Raw genomic sequence first — 16,623 nt, forward strand, 5'->3', positions numbered from 1 at the left:
GAAATGTCACGCAGCCGCACCGCGCTGGAGCGAGCCGCTGGCAAGCTCATACTTCGCATCCAGCAGGAATGGATGCAGGAGCTGGGCGAGCCTGCGGCTGCAGACAGCGAGCAGGTCATGAACCGCGCCCATGACCTGCTGCAGGCCGCATCAAAGCGCCGGCCCGGCCTCGGGCTACAGCAGCAGTCGATCGAAGAATTTCTGGGCAGGCAATGGCTGCACGGCCATCCTGACGTGCAGCCATTCGTCAATGATCTGGCGGCGCTGGTGCAGTCCTGATCCACCGCTTCATCCATGCAGGCCGCCCGCGCCTGCAGCCCAGCCCTATTTGACGTAGGAACGCAGCACCTTCACGACCAGCTCCAGGTCATGTTCACGCTGCTCGGGCTTCGCGGCCTCGGCGCCCAGATGCTCGCGCACATGGCCTTCGAGCAACTCCAGCATCAAGCCGTTGACGGCCCCGCGCACGGCCGCCAGCTGCTGCAGCACCACGGAACAGTCCTGCCCTTCTTCCAGAGCCCGCTCCAGAGCCTGCGTCTGCCCCTTGATGCGGCGGATGCGCGCGAGCAACGGTTTTTGATTCGAAACGGTATGCGACATATGCAGGAATTGTAGTCCTCCTGCCGGCATGGAAAATATACTGGGGTAGAGTATATGAAACCAAGCCAATCATGACCTCATACACCGACTCCCCCCTGTCCCGACAACACTCCCACAGCTTTGACCAGGGCAATCCGCTGGGCGAAAAAAATGCCAAGCTGGCGATGCTGCTGACGCTGGCCATGATGGTGCTGGAAATCACCGCCGGCTATTACTTCAACTCCATGGCCCTGCTGGCCGATGGCTGGCATATGAGTTCACACGCTCTGGCACTGGGCCTGTCAGTCAGCGCCTATGCCGCGGCCCGCAAGCTGGCCAATGACAGGCGCTTCAGTTTCGGCACCTGGAAGATAGAAATCCTGGCGGGATACACCAGCGCCATCTGCCTGCTGCTGGTTGCCGCCCTGATGGCTTTTGAGTCGGTACAACGCCTGCTCTCGCCTGCCGCCATTCACTATCAGCAAGCCATAGGCGTAGCCACTCTTGGCCTGCTGGTCAACCTGGCCTGTGCCTGGCTGCTCAAGGACGGGCACCACCATCACCACGGCCATGGCTCCCACCACGATCATCACCATGGACACGACCATGCGCATGGCGACCTGAACCTGCGCTCGGCCTATCTGCATGTGATTGCAGACGCAGCCACATCGGTCATGGCCATCGCAGCCCTGCTGGGCGGCATGTTGCTGGGCCTGGCCTGGCTGGATTCGGTCATGGGCCTGGTCGGCTCCGTGATGGTCGCTACGTGGGCCTTCAGTCTGCTGCGCGATAGCAGCCGCGTGCTGCTCGATGCCGAAATGGACGCCCCCGTCGTGCAAGAGGTGCGTGATGCCATCGCGCAAGGCCCGCAGCCCGTCAACATCACTGATCTTCATGTCTGGCGCGTGGGCAAGAATCACTATGCCTGCATCATCGCAGTCGAGGGCGCTGCCACCGTCACCCCCGACTACATTCGCCAGTTGCTGTCGGTGCACGAAGAACTCACCCACGTCTCTGTCGAAGTCAACCGCACAGAGCCGGCATAAATACGTCGGTTGAAATCAGCAGGCTGGTAACGCAGGTAGAATCCAGCGTCCCTCCCCGTAGTTCAATGGATAGAACGGTCGCCTCCTAAGCGACAGATACAGGTTCGATTCCTGTCGGGGGGACCATTTTCTAGTCCGGTAGCTTCCAAAGGCTTCCGGACTTTTTTATTTCTCCTCTGAAAACGGCCTTTTTCTTTCCACGAGAGTCCATCGGAGTCCAATAGCATCCACGCATATGTGGGGGTACTTTTGGGGGTACTGCAGCGAAATTTGGGGGTACATTTCATTTCTACCCCCAAGGCACTCTGCAGGATGTACCCCCAGATCCTGCCGATGTACCCCCAAGGATCCGGGCCAGATACCCCCAGAGGCCAGGTTCACTTAACCCCCTGCGGTTGCCATCTCAAAACTTACGACTGCACAACGCTGCTGATTCGTAGAGTTCAGATCTTCACTTAACCCCCTTAGCAACCCGCTGAACAGTCCGACAACGCGGCTCGAATTACCCGCATCCAAGCTATGCGGGAAGGACCCGTGGCCGGTCTCACTACACAACCCCCTATAGAGGGTCGTAGAACAGCGGGCACATGCGGCTCGGGGCATCCGCATCATAGAGAAATGTGTTTTGGCATGCCCTGCAGGCCGTGACCACAGCCATCCACGCCTGTATCTGCGCCAGAAGGTTGCACGAGCACTGTCCTCTCTGGTGCCCATGCCTGCCTCACTGCTACCCGCTGCAGCGCACAGAAGGCCTTGCCCAGCCCCCTCCGGGGCCGCCACTAAAACTGCATTCGCTCGCTCAAAACTCGTTGAACAGGCGCGGCAACTGCAAGCACTCATGCAACTTCCTTCGGGGGTATGACTCTTTTTTAGTGGGAACGCGGGAACAAACGCAAAAAACGCTTGCAAACCTTTGAATTCATTAAATAAAAGTGTTCCCACTCACAGTGGGTACAGCCAAATTCGCAGTGGGAACGTGGGAACAGATTGCAGCTCAAGGCACGCATGCAACCGCACTTCCTTCGGGGTATGACTATTTTTTAGTGGGAACGTGGGAACAAACGCGAAAAACGCTTGCAAGCCTTTGAATTCGCTCAATAAAAGTGTTCCCACTTTCAGTGGGAACAGCCAAATTCGCAGCGGGAACGTGGGAACAGATTCACCTCGCTTAACATCTTCGACAGCAAGGCAGCTTGATACGGTTCATCGTTCTCTACGACGCGCTACGAAAGCCGGATAGTGACGCGTCGCCTACTCAAACCGGCCAGGAGACAGCAATGAGCAAAGGTGGCATGAGCGGTGGTGGCGGTCGCAGTGGCAGCTCACAAGGTGGCAGCGGATCTCAGGGTGGCGGCAGCAAAGGAGGCAGCTCGGGCTCCAGCGGCGGCCGAGGCCAGGGCAACGCCGGTGGCTGGCCAAGCACCACAGGCAATGTTTCGGGCGGTGGCCGTAGCAATGCACCAGCTGGGGGTGGTAAGAAGTAGGCTCGACGCTCTTCCGAGAAAATAACTACTCAACATCCGCTGTGTGCCGAGCCATCGGCCACAGCGGACAAGCACAGTCACAAATCCACTGAAAATCGACGCTTCGCCTAATGAGCCACGACCCACCGAGCCAATCTTTACTGACAGACATTCACTGCTCGCTGGGCCGTGCACTTCTGCGATGCCAGCACCTAGAACGAATGCTCAAGGGTCTCGTGGTTGGTCGCTTTGTTTCCATGGCTCCGGAAAATGTGAAAGCGGACGCCCACGCTCGCAAAGAGACGGTGGACGGATCCACGCTTGGCTGGCTCAAAGAAGAGCTACTTGCCAGATACTTGAGGATTGAAGGTTCTGCAGAGGATACCCGTGAGCTCGACAAAGCAGAGTCCAAAGGACACCTGGCATTTCGATTCAACGTTCAGGTGCCCTCCGAATATCACGCGAGCCTTTCGCAGGACCTGTCAATCGTGCTTGAGCGTCGAAACCAGCTCGTACATCACTTTCTTGGAAACTTCGACTTGCAGACTTCTGAAGGCTGCGAGGCTTCACTGACATATCTCAACGAAACACACCAGCTTTTCGACACCCACCTACGCAACATATGGGAGTTTGCCAAGTGTGCGTACGAAGGGCATCAAATGATGGCAGCCCATTTGCAGAGTCCCGAGTTCCGGGCCGCATTGCATGCAAAGCCACCAGAACCTAAGAAGAAGCGACGCAAGCGTAAGCCTGCAGCTCCATAAATCTGCTGGATCCTTTGCTACTCTTAGCCCTCGACGGCCTCAACAAAAAAAGGACTCCCGAAGGAGTCCTTGAAGCCTCTGTCACAAGGCAATGACAGCCGCAGCTCTGTCATGTCAGCCATTCACGCTTGCAGGCCCGTGGTGGTCAATTCGTGGGCGAAGGAGTAAAGCCCGTCACCACAAACCTGCAAGCGCTCTCGCTCTAGGGCGCGGCTGGGTTCGATGTGGGGGCGCTGCTGCTGACACTCACCATCCGTGCGCCTTGTGCCCCCATGTCTCCGTCCGGGTCGTAGGCCAGCACCACAGCGGGGTCGGCGTCGGCCCGGCGGTAGATCGGCAGGTGGGCCAGCTCGGCTTCACAGATCAGCTCTTCTTCTTTTTCCTCCAGCGTGCGCAGCTGCATGGTCAGCTGTTCGCGGCGCGTGGTGCGCTCGGTCAGTGGCAGGCCGGGCACATAGTCCATGGCGTCCACCTTGGCCAGAAATACCTTTTTGATCGTGTCGCCAAACAGCCAGATCAGCTGCGGTGCGATCGAGATATTCAGCATCCCCGAAGCATTGCTTTGCCCTACCGGCAAATTCACCCCCTGCGTCACGCCCAAGGGGTTCACCTCGGTGATAGATGCCCCCGGATTGCGCAGGCTCAGGAACTTGTTGTTGACCTCTGAGGCATCGCTCGACATGCGATCGAACCACGCGGACACACGGGCCTTGAGGTCTTCGCGGGACAGCGGTGCTTGCACCAGCCAATCAATCTCTTCCTTGATTTGCGCGATTTGCTCGCGCAGCTTGTCGATTTTTTGAATCAGTTCCATGCTCAACCTCACAGCTCGTGCTCGGGGGAGTTGAAGCCCCATTGAATGACGGCTTTCACCAGCGGATCCACGCATGCAAATTGCTCGCTCTGGGCCGCTTTCACGCGCTCTTTTTCAGCCTCCAGGCGCTGCTGGCGCTCCAGCAGTTGCAGGTACTCGCCCCACAGGCCGTAGCTGATGCCCGTTGGTGCGTCGTCGTGTTGAGTGCCTGAGCCGGTGTATGTGGGGCGCTGGAATTTTTCGACCTGCTCTCGCGTCAACGCACGGGCCTTTTCCAGCGGCAGTTCAAGCATGGACTCCACCTGATCTCGGCTCTCGTACATGTTGGCGTTGCTGCGCATGAAGGTGCGCTTGCCGCCGATGTGCTCTCGCAGTTCCCGCAGGCGGTGGTAGAAATCATTCGAGGTCAGATGGATGGCCCGCTTTGCCTCCAGCAGTCGCATCATCTTTGCCTTGTCATAGCTTGGCATGTGCTCTCCGTTCAAGTGCCGTTGTGACAAGAGCCATGCTCGCCCTGCAGCCCTAGAATCAACAGCCACAGGCCGCGTATTCAGGCTGCGATTTCACACATTCAACTCAGCTGCAGCCCATGTTTCGCAAGGCCTTGCGCAGCCCGTCGAGCGTGGCAGGCAGGCCCAGCCCCTGACGATGGGCACGGTGTATCAAACGGCGTGCGGCAGTCCAGTTCATATCCGGCTGCTGCCGGTCTTTGAGGTACTCGGGAACCCGCTCCAGGTACAACAGCACCTCACGGTGCAGCGCCCGCATATCGCCATGCAGATGCAGCAATGCACGCGACAACAGGCGGTTGCGCCACACGCGCAGCACATCAAAACGAGGCGTGCGGCCCAGCGTGCCCGCAAAGCCCAGCGCCCTGTCCATATCGGTGCCCTGCTGGATGTGCTCCTGCACCGCAGCCTCCAACCATGCAGCCAGCTCGCCGTGCTGCTCACGCAGCAAACGGGCTGCAATGCGCATGCGCCGAATGGGGTTCTCCGGCAGGCGGCTGGCCTGCCTCGTTCGCTTGCACTCGGTCACTCACACCTCCAGTTCATAGATCGCTGACGTGATGCGATAGCAGCGTGCCTGCCCCAGTCCGGGCAGACGCTGCTTGTCGTCGTAGCTGCGGCCCTTGCCTGGCTTCAAACAGCCATGCTGCAGCAGCACGCTGCACACCGCCGTGTAGTCGTAGCCATTGCAGACCTCGTTGCGGAACACCTCGGGCAACACAAAGAACTCCACCTGCATATCCTCTGTGGCCACCGCAGGCACCAGCTCGTCATACAGCCGCTGATCGTCGCCATTCAGGCGTGGGCCGCTCACCTTCGGCTCGGCCTTCACGGGCTTGCCCTCTTCATCGACCAGACGCCGATACCCAGCACGCTGCAACGTCTTCACGCTGTGATCGTCGGCGGCTCGATGCCACCACGTAAAGCGGCCCTCGCCATGCGCTTCAAAGAAGGCCCGCACCTGCCGCAGCATGGCCGTCACTTCGCCGCTGCCGGATCCGCCACGGCCTGCCAGCCATGCATCAAAGCAGGCTTTCACCGCGTCCTCGCTCTCGCCTTCATTCCAGCCAGTCAGGCCCGCTTCGGTCGCCATGGCACCGGCCACTGCAACCAAAGCAAAACGGGCTGCCACACGCGCCACCTGCCCACTCGCACCCTGCGGCATCCAGGCGGCGGTGAGCACGCTCACGGCATCCCGCAAGCGCTTGGGCAAGGTCTCGGCATTGGCCGTGGCCCACTGCAAAAAGGCACGACCGACAGCACCATGACAGCGCTCGGCTTCACGGGTCAGCAACGCAGCCAGAGAGGCCGGATCCGGCTGGCCGTGCAGATGCTCGAAGGCTCCCCAACCCTTGCCTGCTTCGGCTGGAATATCGGCCATGCGTACGTCCTGGCCGGTTCTGGATCGCTTGCCGCCCTCGGCCATGTGATCAGTCAAACTCAGCTCGCCCGTGCTCAGAAACAGCAACCGCCACGACAGCCGCGAGCGTGCAGCGCCCGTGCGTGTCGATCGCGCCTTGCTCTGTTCGTTGGCCAGCATGTAGGCACAGTCGCCCGCCACCTTGCCGTCCACCTGAGACAGCTCGTCCAGAATCAGCAAACTGTCGCAATGCTGGGCCGCAATCACCTCCAGTGCGTTGTCCGTGGTGCGCCAGCGCTGCATATAGTCCGGGCCGCCGTAAACACTGGCAGCAATACGCGCCGCCGTGGTCTTGCCCGACGAGCTGCCGCCCCGAATGTGAAAGCCGCCGCTCTCCATGCCCGCAGGCCGCAACATCGGCCCGGCAAACGCACAGCACACCGCAAACACCATGCGGCTATTGCCCGCACAGTAGCTGCCTACGTGCTCGATCCAGTCATCCACACCACGCTTGATGCGGAAGGTGTTTTCCATCGCAGCATCCGACTGAAAAACAATGCGCTCGTCCTTGTCGCCAATGGTTTCGTGCGGCAGCACAAAGGCCCGCTTGTGCCAACCGATGCGGTCGGTGCAGCTGGCAAACGCACCTGGCTTGCGGGTCTGGATGTACTCAGTCAGCCGGTTTCTGGCCATGGGTGCAGTGGCAATGCGCAGCCCCATGTTCAGCAGCATTCCCCGGTACTCGCCGCCATCGCTGCTCAGCATGCGGGCAGGCATGGCCCACTGGCGCGGCACGCCCAGCGGGTCTTCAAAACTCAGCAGGTAGCCCCAGCCCATGCCCTCCTGATTGCGCGTCAGCGCCTCCACCTGCAAGGGCGAGCACAACCACAGCGGGCGGGCCAGATTGCCGTCTTTGTCGCGGCCATGAAACCACACGCCGTATTGCGTCACGCTGAACGGGTCGTCGCCCGTTTGCACAGGCCCAGCATCCGGCCCCAACTCATGCCCTTGCTGTGAGTCTGCAGCCTTGGCGGCATTCGTTCGGTGCTGCTCGATCGCATCCATCACGCACGCCTTCACGACCTCCAGGCTGCGGGCCAGATGCATGTCGTTGAAGTCGCTGCCGCCGTCCGGCAGATCCGTGGGGAAGACCGCCGCACCGCCCACCGCCGCAGCGGCTGCACTGGCCTTGCTACGCCCGGTATTGCGGCCCATCTTCTGCTCGGCGTCGGCATCGTCATCGCCGCACACCACCAGCAAGGCGTCGGGAATCAGCTCATGCAAGGCCTTGGCCACATGCAGCAGATTGCCCGCATCAAAGGCCATGGCCACTGGCAATCCCGTGGCCTGCCGCAAGCTGGCGGCAGTGGCATAGCCTTCGGCCAGCAGCACGGTTTCGGCAGCGTCTGCACTGCCCAGCATGTGCCACAGGCCCGACTTTCTGCCACCCTTCAAAAACAGCTTGTCCGGCCCCTTCGCGGGCTTGACCGGGGCAATGCGTTGCACATTCCACAGCTCGCCTTTTTCATCACGCAGCGGCACCAGCAAGCAGCCATCGGCGGCATAACGCACGCCGTAGCCCATCACGCCCTTGCGCTGCAAATAAGCACTGCTGCCCGTGGTGCTGGCGGCCTCCCACTGCTGCACGGCCTGCTGTGCCACGGCTTGCTGGGCGGCCTTCTGCTGCGCCTCTTCGGCGGCCTTGGCGGCGACAGACTTTTGCACTGCCCTGCCCGGCAAGGACTTGCCCGGCAGATGCGGCCCCTTGCTTCGCCGCGGCAGCTTGAAGCCGTGTTGCTTGGCCAGATACAGCAAGGTGGACACGCCCACCCCGCCACCGGCCTTGATGCTGCGCCATGTGCTCAGCGCCGCAGCTTCGTCGAAGCTGGCCGCATCGCTGGCGCTCCAGTCTCGAAACAGTCCCCAGCCCGCATCGTCCGGGAACTCGCTTTTGATCGCCATGCCCACGCGTGCCCATTCGTCACGCGGCAGGCTTGCCGGGATAAAGCCCAGCGCCTCGCCCAACAGGGCGACAGAAATTGGCGTTCCAGTCATCGCAGCCTCGGCATCAGGTCATGAAAGGTCAGCGCCTGAAAATCGGGCGACAGCTTGAACGGTGCGCCCTGTGCAGACACCGCCAGCAGCTTGTGGGTGCGGGCATGCATCACACGCAACACGCCAGAAGCGTCGAACGTCACTTTCACCGGCAGGGTGTGGGGGCGGCGCATGGTCGCCTTGAGCAGCACGCGATCAGCCGGGCAGCGGGCACGCAGTTGGGGCAGCCTAGCTCGCATCACCCAGTCCGCATCGGCCAGGTTGGCGCTTTGCAGCAAGCCAACGCGGGCATTCACCAGCTGCAGCACGCCGGGCCAAGCAATTTGCAATTGCAGCACCGCATGCGGGTTGCCAGGGTCTGCAGGAATCCGCAGCTGATAAAGCACTTCATCCTCCGGCACCTTGTTGCTCTGCAGATGCTCTGCGGCCAGTTGCAGCAGCCTCTGCGCCTGCAACTGCGCAGCCTGAATGGCTTTCTCGGCAGCGGGGCTGGGCGTCCATTGATCGGGTAATCGGCTCATACCTTTTCTCCCTCGATATTGCTTTCAGGCACATTGCTCAGGCCGCCCTCACCGGCAGACTGGGCCTCGATCCAGGCTTGAATGGCCCGCTCGCTCCATGCCACGCGGCGACCTGCACACAGGCGAATCGGACGGGGAAACAGCCCCTGCCCGATGCGGTAATAAATCCAGCTTTTCTTGGCCGAAGTCATGCGCTCCACCTCGGCCAGCGGCAGCAGGCGATCGCCCGGCTGCAAGCCGCCCTTGGCATACACCGCCACCGGCACGGAGCGGCGGCGCTTCTTGCAGGCATCGGCTTCTTGGCGGGACGGCGCGGCGTGGATGTCATGCACGTTCATGTCTTGCTCTCCGTAGAAAAGTGAAAACCTCAGCCCTGGCGCAACTTGGCCGGCGCGGTGGATGCAGCCTGTTTGCACGGGCCTGCAGCAATGCGTGCGAAGCGGCGCGGCGCATGGTTCGGCAGTGACTGGCGGGCATTGATGTGCATGCGCCAGTAATGGGCACTGGCAGCCAAAACGGCACGCGTTGCTTGTGATCGGTGATGCATGTTTTTGTCTCTCCAACAAAGTGCAAAGAAGTCCAAGAAAGTCAGCGCGGGCGATCGTCCAAGAGATACGCGGACAAGTCCATGTAAAACATGTCGCCATATTTTGTAACTGCAATCAATCTGTTATCAGGCATTGATTTAATGCAATCAAATCAATAGCAAACGCATGTTTTCGTTGCAACTTGAAGCACCTTTTTTTCGACTCTGCGGAGAGCTAGCAACTACGCCAAAAGCTCACCTGAAAAAACCGAAAAAATCACTCTCTGATATCGCATGACCCACTGACATTCAGGGGGACAAGCCCCCTGCGGCCTGTTCCAGAGCGGTTTTTTCAGCCCTGATCGGTGCTTTTTCGGCCCAGCCAGCGGCCCAAAAACTGCATGGCCACGGCCCGCAGTTCAGCGGCTTTTTCGGGGGGCGATGCGGACTCGGCCAGCGTCAAACGCAGCAGGCTTTCATCCATCTCCGTCCACAGCCAAAGCAGCAGGCGTTCCATGTCATCCATGGCTGCGGCCAGCGCTTTTGCATCGGGTGCGTTGAACTGGCGTGCCCACGTGCGGATCTCGCACACGAGCTGGCGCGCTTCGCGGTGCGAGAGCCGGGCCTGCGGATCGGAGGTGGCGTCGATGGGGGTTGTGTATAGCGGCGCAAAAGGCGGGAGCGGCTGCGCTGCCACTGCGTTGCGGGCAGCAGATGCGTTGAGGGCTGTCATGGCTCAGCCCTCTGGGTTCAGGTCGATAGATTGCAGCGTGGCAATGGCCTGCTGTGCCTCTGCAAGCAGTTGCTGGGCAAACAGGTACATAGGCTCGCGGGCCGTGAGCATGGCTTTGCAGCGGCTCAGGCTGTTGATCGCCTGCATGTGCAGTTGGATAGGGTCAGGGATGTTGCCCGTAGCGGGCAGAGACAGGCATGCAGCACCAAAAGGCTGGGCGCTGGCCAGGGGGCGAGATACGGTGTTCATGGTTCCGTGCTCCTGGTTGAGACTTGAACCACCTGCACCGCGTTTTGAAGCACGAAACAGGTGGACGGGATGTTCAAAACACGCAACCAGGCGTGCGGACGTCCTTACGGATAGCCCCATCCCGCCCGTAACCGTGTGGATGTGCAGGCGCTGTGCCCACTTTTCCAGTGTTCAGACGTGACAAAACCTCGCTATCGGGGAGGTTGCACCGTGGTTGACAGGTGTTTTGAAGCACCAGCCCCGGGACAGGGGGCTGGGGTGGATTGTGCCAGAAGAAGTGCTCTCTACAAAAGGACTTTACTAATCAGCCAGAAAACCCCCAAGCTGAACACCCACGCTGTGGCGGCTGTTGAGAGAATGAAAGCCAATGCAACATGATGCCAAAATATTCGATTATTAAGATCGTCAAATTTTGAAGAAAATCTATCAGCAAGTTCTCTATTTTGTTTTTCAAACGACTTTCTTTGTCGATCTATTTCAGTACTAATTAAAGATAATGTATGCCATTGATTAATAATAGCAAAAAAAAGAACAAAACAAAATATAGTTGCACCAAACATCACGGCAATATTTATCCAAATTTGATGTGCCGATGAAGTAACTTCTTTGAATTGACTCGCCACAACGACAGTAGCAATTGGTATACCTAATATTTGGCTATGAATATCTGAGATTGTTTTATGTATTTTTGTTGAATATTCTATTCTTAATGCTTCAGCCTCATCTTTTATTTTATCGAAAGAAAAAGACGACGCAAAAAGCTTATATCCATCATCGTAATTTCTTTTAAGCTCATCTAAGTTATCTAATATTTTAGAAAAACGTTCATCAATCGATGTATTTACGAGCATGCTACAAATACTCGTGGCATATATTTGACGTTTCTGCTCAAGGTGTACGTCTTCTGACTGAAATGAATTGTATATCTTCTCTATTAAATCAGCATCAAGTTTATCTAAGAATGCCTCGCTATAATTTATAGAGATATCAAATCTTGCTCCATTAATAAATATTAATTCTGATTTTTTCTCATTGAAAACTGTTGCAGACGAAGAAAGAGTTTTAACCAACTTCCCGACTGTGGCCAGCTTTTTATTTAATTCTTTCCCCGATTCCCAACTTGCCGTATCCTCTTCAAGCACATACCATTTTCTCTTTGAAACTCCAGAGGAAATCTCATTATTTTCCAGAAGATGCTCTATGTTTTTGAATATGAAACCGATAGCTGCACGGGGCGGAGTGAATTTAATAATTAATTCATCATTAATTTTTAATTCGGATTCATTTCCTTTTTCAAGGAAACAGGGGAACTCATCCACATAATCATTTTTAAGAATATTATTTAATTTATCGGCAATCTCCTGAGCAGAGATGGTTAGCTCGCCACGAATCCCCCCCTCACTCCAGGAGGGTGACTTCATGGCTCTACAAATTTCTACTAGATCACTCAGTTTCGGCTTCATCTTCGTCTGGCTTGAACTCTGCGATGAGTTCACTCAATATATCTTCAGGAAGATTTTTGATTGTTAGCGTTTTCTTTTCTTGATCAAACTCAATAGTTCTTGTTTGTATTGCATCTCTATCAAAATCCAACTTCCAATTTTTAGCTTTAGCTGTAAATCGCTTCAGTCCATCAAGACCTCTTTTGATAGGCCTGAAATCGTCTGGAATTGGCGGATCTGATTCGTTAAGTGTCTGTTGCAGCAACTTTGGCTCTGAAGGCCAAATTCTGTTTGACAATTCTACCAGATCTATTGTTTTTCCTTCTTTTATTTTTTCATCTGCATATTTGTAAACTTCTTTGAGCAAATCCTCTTTTGCTGATTCCGTTTTGCAATTTGAATCAGCAAACTTCTTTACAGCAGCAACTAGGTTTCTAGTGTCACTAAGCTCTTGCTGCACAGCATTGCATCCAAGAAATTCCTGAAAATATTTTGAGACATCGTTATTTTTTCCCTTAAGAAAACTGATGTACCTATCTGCTTCACTATCTTTCCAGCTGGTCATATTTACTCGGCCAGCAAATCTTATTCCGTCTATATCTAAGTGCGTAGATTGAAGGACTTTTAAATCATCATCAATGGTAGTTCCATCTTTATTATTAAGAACGGCAATTAGTAGCCATTTGATGTTTGAAGAGGTCGATTCCGCAAACAATACATGACCTCCAGTAGAAAAATTCTCACCATCGGATTTTGCTTTGAGAATTTTCATCAAATTTACTGTGATGCTTAGGAAGTCAGCATCGGGCTTATCATCTCTTATCGGAATAAGATGTCTTTCTGCTGAAACGAGTGTCAAATCCTCATTGAATTTTCCATAGCTCTTTGAAGATTTTCCGGAATAGACTGAATGAACCTGATTAACAAGGCTTTTCAATGGAGCATCTTCAACACTTAGACAGGCTTTCGCATCCTTAATTTCAGCAGGTAATCCTGCAACTTTGTCTATTTTATGAATAACCGCTCTTTTTAACATCTGCTCCATGGATTACTTCCTTATATGTGTTGAATATGAATACCATAACTATATAAAAATAATTGAATAAATCTACTTTGTTCCCACTATGTTCCCTTCTTGTTCCCACTGTGTTCCCACAGCTTTTGATAGCACCTAATGCTTGCTGCATCAGCATTTCCGGTATTTCTGCTGCGCTTGTTCCCGCGTTCCCACGGTTTTTGCAGAAATAGTCCCGAAGCAAAATGCGTTGTAACAAAAAGACACTTCTCGGTTAGCAGACACAAAAAAGCCGCCTCGACGGGCGGCTGGTAATCAGTCTCTTATGCCTGGAGCGGTCTAACCTCTAGCCTGTTGCGGCATGGCCAGCATCTGCCCCACTCTGCGTGCCTCCAGATAGTCGGCCCACCATTGCATGAGCTGGGTGCGTTCTGCCATATAGGTGCTGCGGTGGTAGGCGGCCCGCACCTGGTTGCGCTCTTTGTGGGCCAGTTGCCGCTCTATTACGTCCGGGCGCCAGCCTGCCTCGTTGGCCACGGTCGAGAACAGCGCCCGAAAGCCGTGGGCCGTGGCAAGGTACTTGTAGCCCATGCGGGCCATGGCCGAGTTGAAGGTGTTCTCGCTTAGCGGCTTCGTGCTGTAGAACGGGCTGGGAAAGACCAGCTCCAGCCGCTCGGAGATGGGCCGCATCTGCTGCAGTACGGCCACTGCCTGCCGCGACAGGGGCACGCGGTGTTCCTGCCGCATCTTCATGCGCTCGGCAGGGATAGTCCACACAGCTGCGTCCAGGTCGATTTCATCCCAGCGGGCACCGCGTGCTTCTCCAGGTCGGGTGGCGGTAAGGATGAGCAAGCGCAAGGCACTGACGGTGTGCAGCTCGCCGTCATAGGCATCGAGCCGGGCCAGGAACTCGGGCAGTTCGCGGTCGTCGATGGCCGCACGGTGTTTGACTTCGCGGGGCCGCAGGATCTCGGACGGCACCAGATCCACCATGGGGTTGCTTTGCAGCCGCCCGTGAATGACGGCCCAGCGAAAGATGGCCTTGACCCGTTGCAGCACCCTTCCTGCCTGCTCGCCCGCGCCACGGGCCTCGATCACCTTGACGGCGGCCATGACCTCCAGCGGCGTGATGCTGGCCAGCGGCCTTGCGCCCAGGATGTGCAGGATGTCGTTTTCCAGAGAGGCCTGTATGCGCTGCAGCGTGACGGGCTCCCACCGGGCGGCCTGGTGCTCCAGCCATTCGGCGGTCACGGCCTGCAGAGTGTTGACGGCCTCTTTCTCGGCCTTGGCCTTGCCCACTTTGCGCTGCTCTGCCGGATCAATGCCGGACTTGATGAGCATGCGGGCCTGCACGGCTTGTTCCCGTGCATCCTTGAGGCCGACTGCCGGATAGACGCCCAGGGCCAGCAGCTTCTCTTTGCCGTTGCTACGGTACTTGAGCCGCCAGTACTTGCCGCCGGTCTTGGCGTAGTCAAGAAACAGCCCGCCGCCGTCGAAGTATTTGCCGGTCTCGCTCAGGTTGCGCAGCTTGGCGTCGGTCAGTTTCATGGGCATCCTCGCATGGCTGGGGGTACATTTGGGGGTACATCTTAGGCTCGTTTGTACGAGACCTAACATCCATGCGGGTTAGCGGGCAGAGTGTGATTTCTGTCGGGGACCAAATTCAAGGCCGCGAAGGTGCATAACCTTCCGGCCTTTTTCTTTTCCCTTTGCAGACTTCAGTTGGAAGTACGCTGAAGCCCGTAGACAGTGCCTCAATCCGAGGACTTCCTGGGGCACATTTGGGGCATATCTCATTCGCCCATGCATTCCAGTCATCAGGCGCGTAGCCCGGATTCGCCTGATCTTTGGCGTTTGCCTGCGCCGGTTCTCACTACCCAGCGCCCTCCCTGCTGTTCGGTGGAAGCACCTTTCACTTGACTCCCCCTCAGGCAGCTCATCAAACAGTCCGACAACTTGGCTGAAGTGCCCTCTTCCAGTCCAAGCCGGAAGGACCCGTGCTCGACCGATGGGGTCGTAATTGGAACTGCACGAAGCATCAGGCGTGGCAATGACGTCAAGGACGAAAGGTGGTCAAGCGAAAGCCGTGAAATAAAAATCGTTCGTATTTCACAGCAATGTTAGAGTCTCGCCTACATTGAACACAACTATCGAAAATCAATACTTATTGCATCGATCAACTACGCTTCATTCACCCGACGTCCGAGCTAGAGAGACCATATGCCGAGGAAAAGCACGTTACGTTCCACCAAGCATGTCATTCCCATGGATGAGGTTCTGGCACGGACAGCGCTTTCCAAGTCAACGCTCTACAAGCTTTTGCGGCAAGACAAGTTTCCCCATCCCACGCCGATGAGCAACAGAAGCATTGGCTGGTTCGAGGTTGATGTCGAAAACTGGCTACAGACAAGCAAAGCAAATCGTCAAGCGAACCTCGCGCTTCCCGTTATCTACATGGCAGGAAAAATGGGAGGGCCTGAAGGTAACCAGAAGCCAGACAGCAATTTCTCTTGCTGGCGAATCTTCGACGTTTCCAGATCCAGTGCTCGCGGGAATTTGGGAAGTGAAAGTTCGGAAACCGATGTGCTGATTGCTCCGCCGCGAGAAATGGTCTTTCACGGAACGCGTACGAGGTTCATGTATTCAGGTCCCTGGAAAGCTCAGAGCATCGACCACGGATACCCGAATGGCGCCAGCTCATCCTCGCCCGATCGAGCTCAGAATGCCGCATACCGTGGAGCTCTTCAAGGCATCTCACGGGCCGATGTCGTTGTAGCCTATCTCGAAGACCTTGAAGCCTATGGCACCATGGTTGAGATCGGCTACGCACGTGCGACAAACAAGAGGGTGATTGTGATTACTTCACCAGCACTTCATAAGCCACCGCTCAACAACGGCTGGGGCAGCGGGCTCTGGTTTGCGATCAGGGCGGCCGACCGGCATATTGAATTACCCGATCGGCCCGGCAGCACTCCAAAGGATCACTGGCGATTGGCCCATGCACATGCAGCAATGACCATTTCGGAGTGGTATCCGAACACCATAGCCCACGCCCCCTGAGCACCTGTTTTCCACCGATCTTCAAGGGACGAAAAGCTGTGCCGCATAGGCCGCCCGATGAGCTTGAAACCTCGCATGTTTCATGCACTGCCACTTCTTGAAGGTATCAAACGTGCCAGCAACGGCAGAGTTTCACCCCCATAGAACGTGACCGACATCTCCAATGCCTGCCCGATGCCTGGCAGGCATTGCCGAAGCGATACGCGGCAACAGATTGCTCTTGCAGGCTATTGTCAACAGTGGGGGCTCTGATGTCGTTTTGTGCCGCAAGCTCGCAGACGGACATCCGCTTGAGCAGTTCGGTTTGCAGCTCAAGGCATGGCGATGCTCCAAGGCACCGCTCAACCACTCCAATGCATTCAATCGAACCGCCTGCCCCACAGCAGTCGGTGGCTGACTGGCTCAGAGCTTGAGAGATCGGGTACCTGCATGCGCGTCGAATCGCTCCGCCTCCCACCTCGCCTAGAGAAGGCGCCAACAGCGGATG

General features: G+C 56.5%; 16 protein-coding genes and 1 tRNA gene. 5 read left to right on the forward strand and 12 right to left on the reverse strand.

Annotation, left to right across the window (positions count from 1 at the left end; translation table 11 throughout):
* Positions 1–3 precede the first annotated feature (3 nt).
* Positions 4–279: a hypothetical protein gene (locus ACLBXN_RS12645; RefSeq protein ID WP_447612352.1), complete on the forward strand. Its 276-nt coding sequence runs from the start codon at positions 4–6 to the stop codon at positions 277–279.
* A 45-nt stretch (positions 280–324) separates the two neighbouring features.
* On the opposite strand, the gene ACLBXN_RS12650 is transcribed toward ACLBXN_RS12645, so the two are convergent.
* Positions 325–600 carry a metal/formaldehyde-sensitive transcriptional repressor gene (locus ACLBXN_RS12650; protein ID WP_447612353.1) on the reverse strand — a complete coding sequence of 92 codons (276 nt, stop codon included), beginning with the start codon at positions 598–600 and terminating at the stop codon, positions 325–327.
* Between the two features lie 71 nt (positions 601–671).
* Here ACLBXN_RS12650 and dmeF point away from each other — a divergent pair, with 71 nt between their 5' ends.
* From dmeF to ACLBXN_RS12665, 3 genes are all read left to right on the forward strand, one after another.
* A complete protein-coding gene (dmeF, locus tag ACLBXN_RS12655) occupies positions 672–1,625 on the forward strand; it encodes a CDF family Co(II)/Ni(II) efflux transporter DmeF (protein ID WP_447612354.1) in 954 nt (317 codons plus the stop codon).
* 51 nt (positions 1,626–1,676) lie between these two features.
* Positions 1,677–1,751: transfer RNA gene (locus ACLBXN_RS12660), tRNA-Arg, on the forward strand.
* 1,468 nt (positions 1,752–3,219) lie between these two features.
* A complete protein-coding gene (locus ACLBXN_RS12665; protein ID WP_447612355.1) occupies positions 3,220–3,852 on the forward strand; it encodes a hypothetical protein in 633 nt (210 codons plus the stop codon).
* A 202-nt stretch (positions 3,853–4,054) separates the two neighbouring features.
* On the opposite strand, the gene ACLBXN_RS12670 is transcribed toward ACLBXN_RS12665, so the two are convergent.
* The 11 genes from ACLBXN_RS12670 to ACLBXN_RS12720 form a co-directional block, all read right to left on the reverse strand.
* A complete protein-coding gene (locus ACLBXN_RS12670) occupies positions 4,055–4,666 on the reverse strand; it encodes a hypothetical protein (RefSeq protein WP_447612356.1) in 612 nt (203 codons plus the stop codon).
* Between the two features lie 8 nt (positions 4,667–4,674).
* Positions 4,675–5,136 carry a hypothetical protein gene (locus ACLBXN_RS12675; protein WP_447612357.1) on the reverse strand — a complete coding sequence of 154 codons (462 nt, stop codon included), beginning with the start codon at positions 5,134–5,136 and terminating at the stop codon, positions 4,675–4,677.
* A gap of 106 nt (positions 5,137–5,242) precedes the next feature.
* On the reverse strand, positions 5,243–5,704 hold the full coding sequence (locus ACLBXN_RS12680) for a hypothetical protein (RefSeq protein ID WP_447612358.1): 462 nt from the start codon (positions 5,702–5,704) through the stop codon (positions 5,243–5,245).
* Positions 5,705–8,590, reverse strand: coding sequence for a DUF927 domain-containing protein (locus ACLBXN_RS12685; protein WP_447612359.1), 2,886 nt, complete (start codon positions 8,588–8,590; stop codon positions 5,705–5,707). It lies immediately after the preceding gene.
* Complete coding sequence (locus tag ACLBXN_RS12690; protein WP_447612360.1) at positions 8,587–9,111, reverse strand: hypothetical protein; 525 nt, start codon at positions 9,109–9,111, stop codon at positions 8,587–8,589. The genes ACLBXN_RS12685 and ACLBXN_RS12690 overlap by 4 nt, the downstream gene beginning before the upstream one ends.
* The gene (locus ACLBXN_RS12695) at positions 9,108–9,449 is read right to left on the reverse strand and encodes a helix-turn-helix transcriptional regulator (RefSeq protein ID WP_167004670.1); all 342 of its coding nucleotides are present in this window, start codon (positions 9,447–9,449) and stop codon (positions 9,108–9,110) included. Before ACLBXN_RS12695 ends, ACLBXN_RS12690 begins: the two co-directional genes overlap by 4 nt.
* 540 nt (positions 9,450–9,989) lie before the next feature.
* Entirely contained in the window at positions 9,990–10,370 is a 381-nt protein-coding gene (locus ACLBXN_RS12700) for a hypothetical protein (RefSeq protein ID WP_447612361.1), read from the reverse strand.
* Between the two features lie 3 nt (positions 10,371–10,373).
* On the reverse strand, positions 10,374–10,619 hold the full coding sequence (locus ACLBXN_RS12705) for a hypothetical protein (RefSeq protein ID WP_447612362.1): 246 nt from the start codon (positions 10,617–10,619) through the stop codon (positions 10,374–10,376).
* 284 nt (positions 10,620–10,903) lie between these two features.
* Positions 10,904–12,040: a hypothetical protein gene (locus tag ACLBXN_RS12710; RefSeq protein WP_447612363.1), complete on the reverse strand. Its 1,137-nt coding sequence runs from the start codon at positions 12,038–12,040 to the stop codon at positions 10,904–10,906.
* Between the two features lie 22 nt (positions 12,041–12,062).
* Positions 12,063–13,106 (reverse strand): nucleoid-associated protein, encoded by a 1,044-nt coding sequence (locus ACLBXN_RS12715; RefSeq protein WP_447612364.1) that lies wholly within the window; start codon positions 13,104–13,106, stop codon positions 12,063–12,065.
* Positions 13,107–13,415: 309 nt separating this feature from the next.
* On the reverse strand, positions 13,416–14,624 hold the full coding sequence (locus tag ACLBXN_RS12720; RefSeq protein WP_447612365.1) for a tyrosine-type recombinase/integrase: 1,209 nt from the start codon (positions 14,622–14,624) through the stop codon (positions 13,416–13,418).
* Between the two features lie 672 nt (positions 14,625–15,296).
* Here ACLBXN_RS12720 and ACLBXN_RS12725 point away from each other — a divergent pair.
* Positions 15,297–16,136 carry an AlpA family phage regulatory protein gene (locus ACLBXN_RS12725; protein ID WP_447612366.1) on the forward strand — a complete coding sequence of 280 codons (840 nt, stop codon included), beginning with the start codon at positions 15,297–15,299 and terminating at the stop codon, positions 16,134–16,136.
* Positions 16,137–16,623: the final 487 nt, after the last annotated feature.

The sequence above is a fragment of the Comamonas sp. C24C genome (assembly GCF_053345995.1).